General features: G+C 64.0%; 14 protein-coding genes and 1 tRNA gene. 7 read left to right on the top strand and 8 right to left on the bottom strand.

All coding sequences use genetic code 11. The features are described 5' to 3' along the window. Window position 1 precedes the first annotated feature (1 nt). Window positions 2-568 (top strand): peroxidase-related enzyme, encoded by a 567-nt coding sequence (locus F4036_07255; GenBank protein MYK37533.1) that lies wholly within the window; start codon window positions 2-4, stop codon window positions 566-568. Window positions 569-600: 32 nt separating this feature from the next. On the opposite strand, the gene F4036_07250 is transcribed toward F4036_07255, so the two are convergent. The 3 genes from F4036_07250 to F4036_07240 form a co-directional block, all read right to left on the bottom strand. Then, window positions 601-1,350 carry a cytochrome c gene (locus F4036_07250; protein MYK37532.1) on the bottom strand — a complete coding sequence of 250 codons (750 nt, stop codon included), beginning with the start codon at window positions 1,348-1,350 and terminating at the stop codon, window positions 601-603. A gap of 158 nt (window positions 1,351-1,508) precedes the next feature. Beyond that, the gene (locus F4036_07245; protein MYK37531.1) at window positions 1,509-2,033 is read right to left on the bottom strand and encodes a cytochrome c; all 525 of its coding nucleotides are present in this window, start codon (window positions 2,031-2,033) and stop codon (window positions 1,509-1,511) included. Between the two features lie 68 nt (window positions 2,034-2,101). Beyond that, window positions 2,102-2,359, bottom strand: a complete 258-nt coding sequence (locus F4036_07240) for a hypothetical protein (GenBank protein ID MYK37530.1) — start codon at window positions 2,357-2,359, stop codon at window positions 2,102-2,104. A gap of 103 nt (window positions 2,360-2,462) precedes the next feature. On the opposite strand from F4036_07240, the gene F4036_07235 reads away from it, so the two are divergent. Then, window positions 2,463-3,953: an AMP-binding protein gene (locus F4036_07235; protein MYK37529.1), complete on the top strand. Its 1,491-nt coding sequence runs from the start codon at window positions 2,463-2,465 to the stop codon at window positions 3,951-3,953. Here the strand turns inward: F4036_07235 and F4036_07230 are convergent. Further along, window positions 3,950-4,312 carry a hypothetical protein gene (locus tag F4036_07230; protein MYK37528.1) on the bottom strand — a complete coding sequence of 121 codons (363 nt, stop codon included), beginning with the start codon at window positions 4,310-4,312 and terminating at the stop codon, window positions 3,950-3,952. The two genes, F4036_07235 and F4036_07230, sit on opposite strands and share 4 nt — an antisense overlap. 5 nt (window positions 4,313-4,317) lie before the next feature. Then, window positions 4,318-5,562, bottom strand: coding sequence for a sulfite oxidase (locus F4036_07225; protein MYK37527.1), 1,245 nt, complete (start codon window positions 5,560-5,562; stop codon window positions 4,318-4,320). On the opposite strand from F4036_07225, the gene F4036_07220 reads away from it, so the two are divergent. The 4 genes from F4036_07220 (at window position 5,561) to F4036_07205 (ending at window position 10,034) form a co-directional block, all read left to right on the top strand. Next, window positions 5,561-7,030, top strand: a complete 1,470-nt coding sequence (locus F4036_07220; protein MYK37526.1) for an NAD-dependent succinate-semialdehyde dehydrogenase — start codon at window positions 5,561-5,563, stop codon at window positions 7,028-7,030. The genes F4036_07225 and F4036_07220 overlap by 2 nt on opposite strands. Beyond that, window positions 7,027-9,024: a PQQ-binding-like beta-propeller repeat protein gene (locus tag F4036_07215; GenBank protein MYK37525.1), complete on the top strand. Its 1,998-nt coding sequence runs from the start codon at window positions 7,027-7,029 to the stop codon at window positions 9,022-9,024. The genes F4036_07220 and F4036_07215 overlap by 4 nt, the downstream gene beginning before the upstream one ends. A gap of 51 nt (window positions 9,025-9,075) precedes the next feature. After that, window positions 9,076-9,148, top strand: a tRNA-Ala gene (locus tag F4036_07210). Between the two features lie 22 nt (window positions 9,149-9,170). Next, a complete protein-coding gene (locus F4036_07205) occupies window positions 9,171-10,034 on the top strand; it encodes a bile acid:sodium symporter family protein (protein MYK37524.1) in 864 nt (287 codons plus the stop codon). 45 nt (window positions 10,035-10,079) lie between these two features. On the opposite strand, the gene F4036_07200 is transcribed toward F4036_07205, so the two are convergent. Further along, window positions 10,080-11,042, bottom strand: coding sequence for a hypothetical protein (locus F4036_07200; protein ID MYK37523.1), 963 nt, complete (start codon window positions 11,040-11,042; stop codon window positions 10,080-10,082). 50 nt (window positions 11,043-11,092) lie between these two features. Continuing rightward, complete coding sequence (locus tag F4036_07195) at window positions 11,093-11,410, bottom strand: hypothetical protein (protein MYK37522.1); 318 nt, start codon at window positions 11,408-11,410, stop codon at window positions 11,093-11,095. A gap of 107 nt (window positions 11,411-11,517) precedes the next feature. Here F4036_07195 and F4036_07190 point away from each other — a divergent pair, with 107 nt between their 5' ends. Then, the gene (locus F4036_07190; GenBank protein MYK37521.1) at window positions 11,518-12,633 is read left to right on the top strand and encodes a class I SAM-dependent methyltransferase; all 1,116 of its coding nucleotides are present in this window, start codon (window positions 11,518-11,520) and stop codon (window positions 12,631-12,633) included. Window positions 12,634-12,793: 160 nt separating this feature from the next. Here F4036_07190 and F4036_07185 read toward each other — a convergent pair whose 3' ends face one another. Next, the gene (locus tag F4036_07185; GenBank protein MYK37520.1) at window positions 12,794-15,052 is read right to left on the bottom strand and encodes a TonB-dependent receptor; all 2,259 of its coding nucleotides are present in this window, start codon (window positions 15,050-15,052) and stop codon (window positions 12,794-12,796) included. Window positions 15,053-15,087 lie beyond the last annotated feature (35 nt).

Below are 15,087 nucleotides of genomic sequence, written 5' to 3'. Positions count from 1 at the left end.
CGTGGCTCGCCTGCCCTCGCTGCCCGAAAAGGCCGACCTTGCCGATGTATTCCGCCGCTTCCCGCTGGGCGTGAAGTCGCTTTGCGAATACACCGACGACCTGCTGCGCGGACCGTCGCCGTTCACCGTGGGCGAGCGCGAATTCATCGCTGCCTACGTGTCCGGGGTCAACGCTTGCAGCTACTGCCATGGCGCCCACAGCATCATCGCGGAGCTGCACGGCATCGACGCGGACTTGCTCGAGAACGTGCTTGCCGACCCTTCCGACGCCGGAGTGGAGCCGAAGATGCTGCCGGTGCTCGATTACGTCCGCAAGCTCACCGAGGCCCCTGCGCGGCTGACCGACGCCGACGCGCAACGGGTCCTCGACGCCGGCTGGAGCGAAGAGGCGCTGTATCACGCGATCTCGGTCTGCGCGATCTTCAATTTCATGAACCGCATCGTCGAGGGTTGCGGAGTCGAGTCCAACCCGTCCATCCGCGACACTCAGAAGGAGCGGCACGCCGCCATGCGCGACGAGCCGCGGCCCTACACGCTGTTCGCACGCACGATCGGCGCTGTCGACTGACCCTGGGAGAGAGGGCGTCCCACCCAGGGAAATTACTCGGGCGGCGGCTGGTCGAAGAAGTAGTTTGCGATCGCCGCGAGATCGGCGTTGCTCATATAGCGCGTTCCGTGTTGCACCAGTTCCGACATGGAGCTGCCGAAGGCATCGCCGTCCGGCATGATCCCACTGCGCAGCGACCATGCCAGGTCGCCTTCGTTCCAGCCGTTCGCCTCGAGCGTGGCGGTCGTGATGTCCGGCCCGTTTGAGCCGACCTTCTCCACGCCCCCCTGGTAACGGCGGGACAGGTCGCGCCCACCCATGGCCCCGCGCGGCGTGTGGCAGGCGCCGCAGTGCGCCGGGCCCGCGGCCAGGTAACGGCCGCGGCTCCACTGTTCCGACTTGCCTTCAACCGGGACCAGTTCACCGCGCTCGAAAAACCGGTTCTTCCAGGCGCCGACCGCGCCGCGCATTCGATAGAACAGCCTGAGCCTGTGTCCGGGAGCGCGGCCCGCCACAGGCGGAACGGACTTCACCGCTTCCCAGAGGTCCATGATGTCCTGGCTCGTCATGTGCGTGTAGAACGGGTAGGGATAGACCGGAAAATAATGCCTGCCTTCGGGATCCAGGCCTTCGGTCAGCGAGCGCGCGAAATCCTCGAAAGTCCAGCTGCCGATGCCGTCCTCGGGGTGCGGCGTGATGTTGGGAACGACGTAGGTGCCCGCCCTGGACTCGATCTGCAGGCCTCCGGAAAACAGCGACCCGCTTTCGTCGGTGGCCCGGTGACAGGTGACGCAGCCGGCCACCCGTGCGACGTAGAAACCGCGATTCGCGTCGCCGCTCAGCCCCGAATAGTCACGGGAAACCGCTTCACCCGACTCCTGCGCGGCAACGATGCCGCCGGCGAGAACGGCCAGGGCGCCCAGGGCCAGGCGCCTAGCCGGGAGAAAGCGCGGACACGCGCTCAGCTATCGTCCTCCTTGCGGAAGTCGTCGTGGCAGGCGCCGCAACTCATGCCGAGCTGGACCAGGGCCATGCCGGCATCCATGGCCTGGGGTTCGCCACCCCCGGCCGCGGGATCGGGCGGCCCGGCGCTCGGAGGCCCCGGAGGATTGTCGGCGGCCGCCGCCATCGCGTTGGCCGCGTCGACGAGGTTGCCGGCCAGCGTCACGAATCGGTCCCAGTCCTTCCAGATCGCCGGCAGGGCTTCGCCGGCGGGATCGTAGCTGCCCTCGGGGAACAGGGAAGTCAGCGTATCGCCTCCCGAATTGGCGATCGTTGCAGCCAGCTCGCGCATCCTGTCGGCGTCGTACGGCTGGACGCCGCGGACCATGTCGGCCATCGGCCCGATCGCACCGGCCAGTCCCTCCATCAGATCATGGCGCTCCTTGGCAACGCCCGTGAGGTGCTCGTCGGCATGGGCCCCGCCCAAGGCAAACCCGCCCGCCGACAGCGCCAGAGCCACAGCCAACGACAACATCCGCTTCATATCATTTCCCCTAATGTGGACAGCATCAGGCGCACATTGTAGGCCAGCCGGGGGGAGGATCGGGATTGCTAGGCAATCAGTCCGATGCCTGCGAGAATCCCGACAGCAGCGAGAATGGCCAGCAGCACCGAATTCTTGGCCTTCACGATCTCTGTCATGAACTTCCCCGCGAGCCGCGCTTCGAGCGCGGCCAGATCCGCTCTTGTCGCCAAGTCTTCGCCGCGGCGGCGAATCGCCTGGGCGATCGCTTCGGCCTGGACGCGATCCAGGCCGGAAGCTTCAATGTCGCGGGCGGCCTGCAGGGTGTCGAAGGCGGCGGTGGCCATGGGGGAATAATAGCGAAATGGAAACTTTCGCACAGAAAAATATTCCCGCGTATCGGGGCGTATTGCGAGATTCCCTCCAAATCGGGCATTCCAGGAAAGATAAATGAGTAGCTCCGCTTTCCCTGCACTGCACAAGAGGAATATGGGGATCGCCCTGGTCGAGGGAGTTGCGCGGTATTCCTACGCGGCGCTCGACTCGCGTATTGAGGCGCTGGCGCGGGGCCTGCTGGGTGAGAAGGACGATCTTGATCGGGAGCGGGTTGCAGTTCTGATGCCGGCGGGCCGGAACTATGTCACGGCGCTGCACGGTATCTGGAGAGCCGGGGGGATTGCAGTGCCGCTAAACGTCGGCGCGACGGCGCCGGAGATTGAGTATCACTTCAGAAAGGCAGGCGTAACGCGCGTCATTGCGAGTCGGCAGCAGCTGATTGTCACCGACCCCCTATGCAGGCGGCTCGGTATCGAAGTGCTGGAAGTGAATGACTTGTTGGGCCCAGGCCGGCAACAGCAGCCGCTCCCGGCTGTTGAACGGTCAAGGCCCGCGATGATCGTTTTCACCAGCGGCACTACCAGCAAGCCAAAAGGCGCGGTGATTACACACAAGGCGATTCACACGCAGGTCACCACGCTGATAAATGCCTGGCGATGGACGCGCGAAGACAGCATTCCGCTTTTTCTGCCGCTGCATCACCTGCACGGCATCATCAACGTCTTGAGTTGCGCACTGTGGTGCGGCGCCACCGTGCATGCCTCCCCAAAGCTGGATGTGGCCCGGTTGTGTGAACAGGCCGGCAGCGGGGCCTTTTCCGTGTTCATGGCGGTGCCAACGGTTTATGTGAAACTGATCGAACACATCGAATCGCTTGCCACGCTGCAGCGCAAGGCTGTGTGCCGCGGATTCGGCCGGATGCGGCTGAATGTGTCCGGTTCGGCCGCTTGCCCGGTCGGGGTTTTTGAACGATGGAAACAGCTGACCGGCCAGGCGCTTTTGGAACGTTACGGCGCCACGGAAACCGGTATGACCATTTCCAATCCCTACGACGGCGAGCGGCGCGCCGGATTCGTGGGCCAAGTGCTCCCGGGGGTCACGGCGCAGCTTTTCGACGATAACCATCGGCCCGTTCGGAACGACGCCACGCCTGGAGAAATCCGCATCCGGAGCGACGGCGTCTTTCAGGGCTACTGGGACGACGAACGGGCCAATAGGGCCAGCTTTCACGACGGCTGGTTCCGAACCGGCGATGTCGCCGTCGTCGAAGACGGCTACTATCGGATCCTGGGGCGCTCGTCGATCGACATCATCAAGTCCGGAGGCTACAAGCTGTCGGCGCTGGAGATCGAAGGCGTTCTGCTGGACCACGAGGCGATTGGGGAGGCCGCAGTGATCGGCCTGCCCGACGCTACCTGGGGCGAGATCGTGGCCGCCGCCGTAACGCTGAAGGATGGAGCAAGCCTTGATCTTGCCGGCCTGAAGGAATGGTGCGCCGGGAGGATATCCGGATACAAGGTGCCCAGGCGCCTGAAGGTCATGCGGGACCTGCCTCGAAACGCAATGGGCAAGGTCGTCAAGACCGCCCTGCGCGACCTCCTCTAACCCCCGCCCTGGGCCTTGCGGTCCGGTCCGTAGTACTCCTCGAGGTAATCGAGCACCTTCACGCGGACGTCCGGTTGCAGCGGGACCATTTCGTGGTCCCGAACCATTTCCACCAGCACCTGTTCCCACACGGGGCGCGACAGGCCCTGCTGCAGCACCAGGTCGATGGTATGACAGGACCCGCAAAAGCCGAATACCTGCAGCCGGCCGTCATCATCCGGCATGCCGCGGAACAGGGCCTGTTCCTGTTCGCTTTCCGGGTCGGTCTCCGAGTCGCCGTCCGCCCAGGCCATCATCCCCAGGTGCGCGGCAATGACGGCAATCGGGAGCGCGGCCCGCGCCGGACTACGCGCCGCCATTGCAGTCAGGCGACGCGCACCGAAACCTGGTGCAATGAGTTGTTCAGATAGCCCTTGGGGTTCCAGGGCGGCGTGAACGGCTGGCTCACGCCGTTGCCGTCGGTGGCGCGCGCCCAGACCTGGTAATAACCCGGCTCCGAAAATCGAACGTTTACGGAAAACCGCTGCCAGGCGTGCGGATTGTGCGGCGGCGCCAGTTCGGCCGCCTGCCAGGTGGCGCCGTAGTCGGTGGACACGTCCACCCGGGCCACCTCGGTGTCGCCGGCCCAGGCGTGGCCCGCCACCTCAAGCTCGCGCGTATCGATTGACAGGCCGCTCTGCGGTCTCGTGATCAGCGACTTGACCGGCATCGCGTGGATGATCCGCATGTCCTCTTCCGGAACAAACTCGCCCGGCGCGACCGGATAGGGCGGAACACGGTAGGAGGAGCCTGTCATCTTGGGCCCGTCGTGCACCACGTCGCGCAGCCAGATCCGCGTCAGCCACTTCTGCGAACAGGAGCCCGGCCAGCCTGGAATCACGAGGCGTAGCGGCGCCCCGTTCATCGGATGCAGCGGGCCGCCGTTCATTTCGAACGCGATCAGGTTGTAGGGATCCATGGCCTTTTTCAGCGGCACGCCGCGCGAAATCGGCAGTTTGCCCGGCGTTCCGGACAGGTGCAGGTCGGCGCCCTCGTGGGCCGTGTAGATTGCCGTTTCCTTCAAGCCCGCGGCCTTCAGGACATCGGCCAGGCGCACACCGGTCCATTCGGAGCACCCCACCGCGCCATGGGTCCACTGGTTGCCCCTCGCGGGCGGTTCGAATCCCGCCCGGCCGTTGCCGCCGCATTCGATGACCAGCCGGTAGCTCACGACCTCGAACCGTTGGCGCAACTCTTCAATGCCGAGCGTCATCGGACGCTCCACCAGACCGTCGATCCTGAGCGTCCAGGCATCGGGGTCCATGTCCGTCGGCACGATGCCGTTGTTGCGGATGAAATGCCGCGCCACCGGCGTGACCTCATCATCAAGCAGGTGTGCAGGAGTCTCGGCAGTCAGGGGGCGGTCGCCCAGCACCGTCAGACCTTCCTTGCCCTCCAATGGCAGTCCTTGGGCGGAGGCCGTGGAAATGAAGCCGTAACGCGACCAGCGGTCAAGCGGGAGGGCGCTGCCCGCCATCGCGCCGGCGGCGGCCATCCCGGCCCCTTTCAGAAACTGGCGGCGCTTCGTGAAGTCCATCGTGGCCCCGTATTTTAGAATACGGTCGCTCATGCAACAGGTTCCCGCACTCCAGGATCAGCTCCTGCTCAGAACCACGTCCTACGTGGACGGCGCCTGGGAGTCCGGCGAAGCACGTGAGGTCTTGACCGTAAGCAATCCCGCGACCGGCGCGACGATCGCGAATGTCCGAACGGCCAATGCGTCCGACACGAGGCGCGCCATTGAGGCCGCCTACCGCGCCTTCGGGGAATGGCGCCGAACCACGGTCAAGGAACGCGCAAGCATTCTGCGGCGCTGGTACGAACTGACGATCGAGGCGGCCGAGGACCTCGCGGTGTTGATGACCGCCGAGCAGGGCAAGGCGCTGTTCGAGTCCCGCGGCGAAATCCAGTACGGCGCCTCGTTCATCGAGTGGTTCGCCGAACAGGCCAAGCGCGCCGACGGCGACGTGTTCTCAGGTGCAACGCCGCATACACGCGCCGTCTGCATACGCCAGCCGGTAGGCGTGGTCGCGGCCATCACGCCCTGGAACTTTCCCAACGCGATGATCGCGCGCAAGGTCGCGCCGGCGCTGGCCGCCGGCTGCACCGTCGTGGTCAAGCCGGCCGAAGACACGCCGCTGTCGGCACTGGCGATGGCTGAACTGGCCGAGCGCGCGGGCTTTCCGGCGGGTTGCTTCAACGTGGTGGTGGGCGACCCAGTGGAAATCGGAGCGGAACTGACCGGCAACCCGCTGGTGCGCAAGCTCAGCTTCACCGGCAGCACCGAGGTGGGCAAGCTGCTGGAGGAACAATGTGCTCCCACGCTCAAGCGCACGACCATGGAACTGGGCGGCAACGCGCCCTTCATCGTGTTCGACGACGCCGATCTGGACGACGCCATTGCCGGCGCCCTGCTATCGAAATACCGCAACAGCGGCCAGACCTGCGTATGCGCCAACCGCTTCCTGGTCCAGGACAGCATCTACGACGAGTTCAGCGAGCGCCTGGTGGCCGCCACCGGCGAGCTGGTGCTGGGCAACGGGGCGGACGAAGGCGTGACGCAGGGGCCGCTGATCAACACTGCGGCGATCGAGAAAGTCACCGGATTGGTCGATGCGTCCATCGAGGCGGGCGCGGACTGCGTGATGGGCGGCAACCGCGCCGATCTCGGCGAGTGCTTCTATCCGCACACGGTCCTTCGTGACGTGACGCCGGAAATGCCGGTGTTCCGCAACGAGATCTTCGGCCCGGTCGCGGCATTGACCCGCTTCAAGGACGAAGCCGAAGCCATCGCGCTGGCCAACGACACCGATGCCGGCTTGTGCGCCTACGTATACAGCCGCGACATCGGGCGCGTCTGGCGGGTAGCCGAGGCGCTCGAATACGGGATGGTGGGCATGAACGAAGGCATCATTTCCAGCGAAATGGCGCCCTTCGGCGGCGTCAAGGCCAGCGGCTGGGGCCGCGAAGGCTCACGCTACGGCATGGACGACTACATGGACATCAAGTACCTCTGCGTGGGCGGCCTTGACCGATGACCCTGGGAGCGAGGGCGTCCCGCCCTCAATCTGCTGCTCTGAATAACCGACACCCATCGGCTTCCCTGGCCATTCCTGCCCTACTCCTTGCCGCGGTCCTCGCCCCCGCTCAGGAAGTCCCCGCCACAAAACCCGAACATTCCACCGACTGGCGCCACTACGCCGGCGACCAGGGCACGCAACGCTACGCCCCCCTGCCCGCACTCACCCGCGATAACTTCTCCTCTCTGATCTCCGCCTGGCTCTTCACCTCGCCCGATGTTCGCATCCCCGGCGCGGGCAGCGACGAACTCTGGGCCGGCAAGCACGAATCCACGCCCATCATGGCCGCCGGCGTGCTCTACAACAGCACCTCCTTCAGTCAGGCCTACGCGCTGGACGCCGCCACCGGCAAGCTGCTCTGGGTTCACGATCCCGGCAGCTACCGGGCCGGCACGCCGCCGAATTTCGGCTTCATCAATCGCGGCCTGGCGCTCTGGTCGAATGTCAGCGAGCGGCGGATCTTCCTCGCAACCGGCGACAGCCGCCTGATCGCGCTGAATGCCGAAGACGGTCGGCCGATCGAGGACTGGGGTGATGGCGGCCAGGTCAACCTGCTGGAGGGTCTGGGCCAGGAAGTGTCGAACGACCTGTACGGCGTCTCCTCCCCACCCCTCGTGTGCGGCGAAGCCATCGCGGTCGGCTCTTCCATCCTCGAGTTCCCGCCTCGCCCGGATACGCCGCCCGGCGACGTGCGCGCCTTCAACGCCCGCACCGGCGAATTGATGTGGCACTTCCACAGCATTCCGAAGGATGGAGAATACGGCGCCGATACCTGGGAGGACGGCTCCAATAACCGCAATGGGGCAGCCAATGTCTGGACCTACATGAGCTGCGACGAGGAAGCGGGCCTTGCGTACCTGCCGTTCGGCTCGCCGATGAATGACTCGTGGGGCGGCAACCGCCCCGGCGACAACCTGTTCGGTGAAACGCTGGTGGCCGTGGACATGAATACCGGCGAGCGCCGCTGGCATTTCCAGATAACGCGGCACGGCCTGTGGGACTACGACCTGCCATCGGCCCCGGTGCTGCTCGACGCGCCGGACGGCCGGAAGCTGGCGGCACAGCCCACCAAGCAGGCGATGCTGTTTGTGTTCGATCGGATCACCGGCGAACCTGTGTGGCCCATCAGGGACACTCCGGTTCCGCCCTCCGACGTGCCCGGCGAGCGCGCCGCAGCTACGCAACCGATTCCGTCCAAACCTGCACCGTTCGACCGTCAGGACGCAACCGAAGCGAACCTCAACGATCTGACGCCGGAACTGCTTGCGGAAGCCAAGGAGATTTTTGGTTCGCTCGACAGCGGGCCAATGTATTCGCCCCCGTCCGTCCGCGGCCGGCTGGCGCTGCCCGGCGTTGCCGCTTCCTGGTCCGGCGGCGCTTATGATCCGACTCGCGGATACCTCTATGTGCCGTCCATCACGCTGGCAATGGTCCTGAAGGTCATGCCCTTCGGCGGCGATCAGAAATTCTGGCTTGGCACCACTTCAACGCCGGCCCCGGTCCTGTCCAACGGCATGCCGATTTTCAAGCCCCCTTACGGTCGCATAACCGCGATCGACATGCAGACGGGAGAACACGCCTGGATGACACCCGTGGGCCGGCGATACGAGCAGCTTCCGCAGTTCAAGGGCCGGGATATGCCGCCTATGGGCATCCCAAGCCGCACATATGTCGCCGCGACCTCCGAAATGCTGCTGGCGGTGCAGGAGGGCGTCAACACCGTTGTGGGCGTTTCACCGCAGTACAACGCCGCTCGCTACCAGGCCAGTCCCTACATGCCCTCACTGAAGGCGTTCGACCTCGACACCGGCGAACTGATCGGCGAAGTTCCACTGCCCGGCAATGCCACCGGCGCCTTGATGGCTTATGAACTGGACGGCAAGCCGTACGTCGTCATCCCCATAGGCGGCGCCGGCCTCCCCGCCCGGCTCGTCGCCCTCACCCTGCCCTAGCAGGCTAAAATTGCGTCCCGCTGCCGGTCACTTCCTGACCGCAGCCGCCATGGGGCCGTAGCTCAGTTGGGAGAGCGTCGCGTTCGCAATGCGAAGGTCGTGGGTTCGAATCCCATCGGCTCCACACCTGACGTTCGGGAGAATGCATGGGATTCGTGACTGACGTCGTTCTGCCGCTGGCGCTTGCCTTCATCATGCTGGCGCTTGGGCTGGGGCTTACCTTCGACGATTTCGTGCGGGTGGCGCGTCGCCCGCGGGATTTCGCGGTCGGCGCAATATCCCAGATCATCGTGCTGCCCGTAGTTGCCTTCCTCCTTGCCAGCGTCTGGCCCATGGCGCCGGAACTCGCCCTGGGAATGATGATCATTGCCGCCGCCCCGGGCGGCGTGACCTCCAATCTCCTGACGTCATTTGCGCGTGGCGACGTCGCGCTGTCGATCTCGCTGACCGCGGTGATCAGCCTGCTGAGCGTAATCACGGTCCCATTCGTGGTGGTATTCGCCTACGGCCATTTCATCGGCGAGCAGGCAATGCAGGACGTTACGGTCGCCGAAACGGCGATCAGCGTTTTCCTGATCGTCACCGTCCCGGTCTCGATCGGCCTGCTGGTCCGTCGTTACGCCGAGCGTTTTGCACTGCGGGTCGAACCGATGGCCCGCACCGTGTCCGCCGTGCTGTTCGTGCTGGTGCTCGCGGGAGCGATCTACCAGGAACTCGATAACCTCGCCACCTATTACGCCCAGGCCGGATTGGCCACTTTGGCGCTGAACCTGCTGATGATGGTGATTGCTTACCTGTTGGCGCGGTGGTTCGCCACCGGAGCGAAACAAAGAACGGCCATCGCGATCGAATGCGGTCTGCAGAACGGGACGCTGGCCATCGCCATCGCCGTGCTCTTGTTCGGCGGCGGGCTTGCGACGGTGCCGGCTGCAACCTACAGCCTGACCATGTTCGCTACCGCGCTGATTTATGTCGCGATACTGCGGCGCGCCCACCGCACAGGCGCCTGACGCGCGGAACTTCCTGTCCTTTCCAGGGCCGCGGACCTAACGTGATCAGTGGAACTGAACGATTCCGGCGAGGCATTTGGGGGCGATGGTCACGCGGGCGAGGATGTCGCCATCCGCAAGCGACAGCTTGACCACCTCGCCGGTGAACCAGTTGGCGGCATAGGCGGTCTCTCCGTTGAGGCCCGGCGCAACGAGCGCCCAGCCGAATCCCTCCAGGGGAAAACTGGCGACCTCCTCGCCGGACTCCCTTAGCACGGTGACTCTGGTGCCGAGGGGCAAAACAAGCCGGTCGTCCTCCAGGTGCTCCACGTCAAACATCATGGCCGGCGGCGCGCCGGGCGGCGCTTCGGGGAGGGTCATCAGATCGGAGAGCTGGGCGCCGGCCCGCAGGTCGAAACGCATGAGCCTCGGGCCGGTCTCGGATGTATAGACCAGGGTGTGGCCGTCGGAAGCCAGCGTGGTGTGGGTGGCGCCCATGCTGCCGCTGACACCGCCGTGCACCTCGGGCACGAACTTTCGCACCAGATTTTCCCCGGCGTCGTATTCGTAGATTTCTCCATGTCCGACACTGGCCGGATCGTCGGGCAGATAGGGATAACGGGTCGTGAGCTGTTCAGGTTGGGCGCTGCCCTTTAGGTATTCGATCAGCACGAAATGGCCGTCGTCGAGAAACTGCACCGAGCCGAACGGCCGGTCGGCGAATTTCTTCGTCGGCAACAGCCTGCCGTCGGGCTTTACCCGCACCACCAGCCAGGCGAAGTTGTCGAACGCCCAGAGCGTATTGTCGGGTCCGAAGGTGAGACCCCCGATCAAGTGGGTGGTGTCCTCTATCCAGAGAACGCCCCTGAGCTTGAGGTCCGCATCGAACTGCAGGATGCGGCCGCGGCCGGCGTGATCGTCGTCGGGGTCGTTCAGCAGCGTCGCACCGATGAACACATCGCCCCGCGCGAACGGTTGCAGCGTCGATTCAGCCGGCGCGAAGTCGTTTGCGGACTGCCCTTCACTCACCGCCACGCTCCCTGCGCAAACCGCGCACGCGAGCACCAAGCGCAGCACTCTCATGCCGATGTGGAGTCATCCATGTCCCGGGTAGCGGAAATGATGCGGAAGACCCGGTCGAGCATGGCCGCGCGCCAGGCTTCCCGTTCGTCTTCCACATCTTCGTCCGGCGCGTAGTTTTCGATTTCTTCCGCCGTGGCGACCTTTCCCTGGGCCGCAAGCCGTTCATGGGTGTCGAGCCGTTCCTTGACGACGGACACCTCCCCGACCAGGGCCACGATCATGGCCAGCAACTTGTCGGAGTCGGGCGAATCCAGGAAGAAGGGCCTGCGCCCCTTGGCCACCCGTTGCCTCGGTTTTCCTTTTCCGTCCGCCAGCTTACGCCCCCTTGCCCTGTTGACCGGGTTCTTTCCCGCATTTTTTGGAGGGGGTAGTATAGGTCGATAATTCTTACCAGGCCAGGCACCCGCCTCGGAGAGCACTGATGCGCAACAACTCGGACCACGCCATGTTTCCGGAAGCCACTCACGACGAACAGTCGGCCCAGAGTTTCGTCAAGACCCTGAGGGTTTTCACCACCAACAACTTTCATGCCGGCAACACCGCGATCCTTGCCGACAATCCCCTTTCCCGACGCCCGGACGGCTCGTGTCCCTCGCGCAAGGAACTGCGCGAAGCCCTGGAAGTCGAGCCCCAGAACAAGTGGTGGAGCTCCATGATGCGGACCACGCAGGAAGTGCTTTACGACACGGTGGGACCCAGCATCGAACGGCAGCTGCCGGAACTCATCGACAGGGCCAATTCCTTGAAAGGCACGCTGGGATCGCTGACCCTGGACGACAGCGTCGAAATGCCGCCGTACCTCGCGGCCGTGGACGTTCACTGCAAACCCGGCAGTTACCAGCAGGAAATGACCGACGACGATGTCTTTGCCGGGGCCGAGTTCGACCGCACCTACCGCCTCTATTCCATGGGCCGCCTGGGCCCCAACCTGGATGGTATGGGCCGGACGCTGGTTGCCTGGCTGAAGGATCATTTCAGCGACGCGGGTCCCCGGCGGATCCTCGATATGGGCTGCACGGTAGGCCACTCCACCCTGGCTTACTGCGATCATTTCCCGGATGCGGAAATTCACGCGATCGACGTGGCGGCCACCTGCCTCCGCTATGGGCATGCCCGCGCCGTCGCCATGGGCAAGGAAATCCATTTCTCCCAACAGAACGCGGAGCACACCAACTTCGACGACGGGAGTTTCGATCTCATCGTGTCAACCGCCCTCCTGCACGAAACCTCGCGCAAGGCGATCCGGGCCATTCACAAGGAATGCCATCGCCTGCTGGCGCCCGGCGGCCTGATGATCCACATGGACAACATCGTGCCGGACAAGGCTCTTGAAAAATACTATTGCGACTGGATGGCAAGGTTCAACAACGAGCCCTACATGGGTGCGCTGCAGGACGAGGACATGGCCCAGATCTGTGTTGAGGCCGGGTTCGACCGGGACAAGATCCAGCTGGGTGAAGGGATTCCCCGGTTCCAGGACGAGTGCCTGGCGGAAAACAGGGCCTACGGAAACCTGATGGTCTGCGCCCGGAAATAGTTTCGGGAACGAGCTACCAACGGCAACATAGACAAAACGCCTCCGATCAGGCAATACCAGGGGCAAGAAATGTCCGTAATGCCGCGACCCACCAGGCAACCAGGATCGCCCGGTTCAGGGCGCCAAAGTCACGCATCGAGGAACCCGGGGGCTAGCGCAATCAGTAGAAGCTGTAGGTAACGCTAACGCCCCAGGTGCGCGGATTGTTCCAGTGCGCCTGCAGGGAAGCGAGGTCCGTCGTTCCGCCCGGATTGAACACAACGACACGGTTCAAGACCGCTTCGTCCTCCACATTGAGCACGAAGGCCTGGGCCTGAATCCGGCTGTTTGCTGAGGTCCAGATGAGCCGCAGGTCGGACTTGGTGTGCGCGCCCTGATCCACGCCCGGCACGTTCACGTCGTGAGCGTAGTACTTACCCGTGTAGGTCGTCTGCAGGAAAGGCGTCAGCACGCTGCCGTTACCCAGAACGACGTCATAGCTGACCTGCAAACCCGTGGAAAACTCCGGACTCAGCGCGGGCGCCCAGCCTTCCAGAGAAAGCAGCGGCCTTTGCGGGTCATTCAGGTCCTGCCGCCCGCCAGCGGTCCCCAGCCCGGCCAGCCTTGAAACGTTGTACTCGCCGAACTCGGCGTCCAGGAAAGACACCCACCCGGTGACGTCCCAGTTCTCCGCAGGCAGCCATTTCACCTCCACCTCGAGGCCCTGGGCATCCAGTTCGCCGCCGTTTTCCGTGAATTCGGAAACGCCGCCCCCGCCCAGATAAATGAACGACTGCGCATGCATGTCACGGTACTGGTTTGCGAACGCAGCAGCGTTCACTACCAGCCGGCCGTCCTGTAGAGTGCTCTTCAGACCCGCTTCGAACGCCGTCACTTCCTCGGGCGCATAAGACAGGGGGACATTCGGCGCGATGAAGTTGATGCCTCCGGCGCGGTAACCCGTGGAAGCCACGCCGTAGACCATGACGTCCGGGGTCAGGTCATATTCGATGCCGGCCTTCCACAGTGTCTTGTCCCACTCGCCCCTTTCTCCCTCGCCGGGCCTGGGAACGGGAGGCCAGACACTCCAGTCGAGCGGGTCGCGCTGTCCCTTGGTGTCTTCCGCGTACCGGACGCCCCCGATAAATCGGAGCCGGTCCGTCAGGCTGTAGCTGCCGTTTGCGAAATAGCCGACTGAATCGGAAACATAATCCCCCTGCCGATCCCAGTTCGGCTCAATCCACTGACCGTTCTCGAGCGCGTTCCAGTTCCAGTTGGCCGTAAGTTCGTAGTAGTAGTAACCAAGCAACCACTCAAGCGGACCCTCTCCGCTCGAAACGAGCTGCACCTCGGCGGACCAGGTTTCCTGCGCGGAGTCCCACCCCGTGAACCCGTTGTTCAATGGATCGCCGCCATCGCTGTAGTCCGAATCGTACTGTTGCTGACCTTCGAAATCGGTGAAGTTGTAAATCACCTTCAAGGTCGCAAAATTCCAGTCCCAGTTGAGGGACAGCGTGGTGGATATCGATTCGACATCCGCAAGCGACTCCAGGTTCCGGCTCACCTTCCATGGGCCCTGGTCGAAATGGTCGCTCGCGTCCGCGGGAGCATACTGGTGCCCCTGCCGATAAACGCCGCCCACGTAGCCGCCGATCTGCTGGTAGCCCCAAATGGCCGAACCGTTGCTGTCCACGGTCGAAGAAGCGACTCGAAGGGAGGCGTCAAACGCGTCCGTGGGCTGCCACCTGAGCGTGGCGCGGAAAAACTGCATGTCCTTGTCGTTCAGGTCGTCTGCGGTCCCGGGCTGATTGGTGTTCTCGATGTAGCCGTCGTGCGTGTCGGAGAGCGCTGCCAGCCGCACTGCAAAAGTGTCGCCGAGGGGAAGATTCAGCATGCCTTCCACGCGATACCGGGAGTAGGCTCCCACCAGTCCGCTTACGTTGTATTCGACATTCTCGAACGACGGCTCGTTGGTAATGATGTTGATCGTGCCGCCAAAGGTGTTCCGTCCGTAGAGCGTGCCCTGCGGCCCACGCAATACCTCGATGCGCTCGACATCCACGTATGCCCCCAGGGCCTGGGTCGTGGTTGGGACATAGACCCCATCCTCGAATATGCCGACCACCTGTTCCGCTTCCGTGCCGACATTGTTGGTGCGGGTTCCCCGCATCGCCAGCCGCACCTCGTGGCCCGACTGACCGAACCGCAGGCCCGGGACCATGTGCTCAAGGCGGGAGACATCCTCTATGCCGCCAAGTTTCAGGTCGTCTTCATTGAACGCGCTTACGGAAGTGGACACGTCCTGAATGCTCTGCGACCGCTTGGAAGCCGTCACAACGATTTCTTCTAGCGCCAGGTCCTGCGCCAACACGGAATGACCGAACAAAACGGCACCGCCTGCCAGAACCACGTTGCGCAGGCACTTGCCTGGATTTCTCATGTCTGTCCTCCTCCCCCCGGCCTGGATCACACGAG

It is taken from the genome of Gammaproteobacteria bacterium, from assembly GCA_009845905.1.
Lineage (GTDB): Bacteria > Pseudomonadota > Gammaproteobacteria > Steroidobacterales > Foliamicaceae > Foliamicus.
Note: the sequence above shows the minus strand (reverse complement) of the source record. Positions and strands in the feature narration are given on the sequence as shown.

Excerpts from the sequence above, each read along its gene's own strand:
- F4036_07185 (MYK37520.1), bottom strand. The coding sequence starts at position 15,052 with ATGAGAAATCCAGGCAAGTGCCTGCGCAACGTGGTTCTGGCAGGCGGT.
- F4036_07235 (MYK37529.1), top strand. The coding sequence starts at position 2,463 with ATGAGTAGCTCCGCTTTCCCTGCACTGCACAAGAGGAATATGGGGATC.
- F4036_07245 (MYK37531.1), bottom strand. The coding sequence starts at position 2,033 with ATGAAGCGGATGTTGTCGTTGGCTGTGGCTCTGGCGCTGTCGGCGGGC.
- F4036_07230 (MYK37528.1), bottom strand. The coding sequence starts at position 4,312 with ATGGCGGCGCGTAGTCCGGCGCGGGCCGCGCTCCCGATTGCCGTCATT.
- F4036_07190 (MYK37521.1), top strand. The coding sequence starts at position 11,518 with ATGCGCAACAACTCGGACCACGCCATGTTTCCGGAAGCCACTCACGAC.
- F4036_07205 (MYK37524.1), top strand. The coding sequence starts at position 9,171 with ATGGGATTCGTGACTGACGTCGTTCTGCCGCTGGCGCTTGCCTTCATC.
- F4036_07215 (MYK37525.1), top strand. The coding sequence starts at position 7,027 with ATGACCCTGGGAGCGAGGGCGTCCCGCCCTCAATCTGCTGCTCTGAAT.
- F4036_07225 (MYK37527.1), bottom strand. The coding sequence starts at position 5,562 with ATGAGCGACCGTATTCTAAAATACGGGGCCACGATGGACTTCACGAAG.
- F4036_07220 (MYK37526.1), top strand. The coding sequence starts at position 5,561 with ATGCAACAGGTTCCCGCACTCCAGGATCAGCTCCTGCTCAGAACCACG.
- F4036_07240 (MYK37530.1), bottom strand. The coding sequence starts at position 2,359 with ATGGCCACCGCCGCCTTCGACACCCTGCAGGCCGCCCGCGACATTGAA.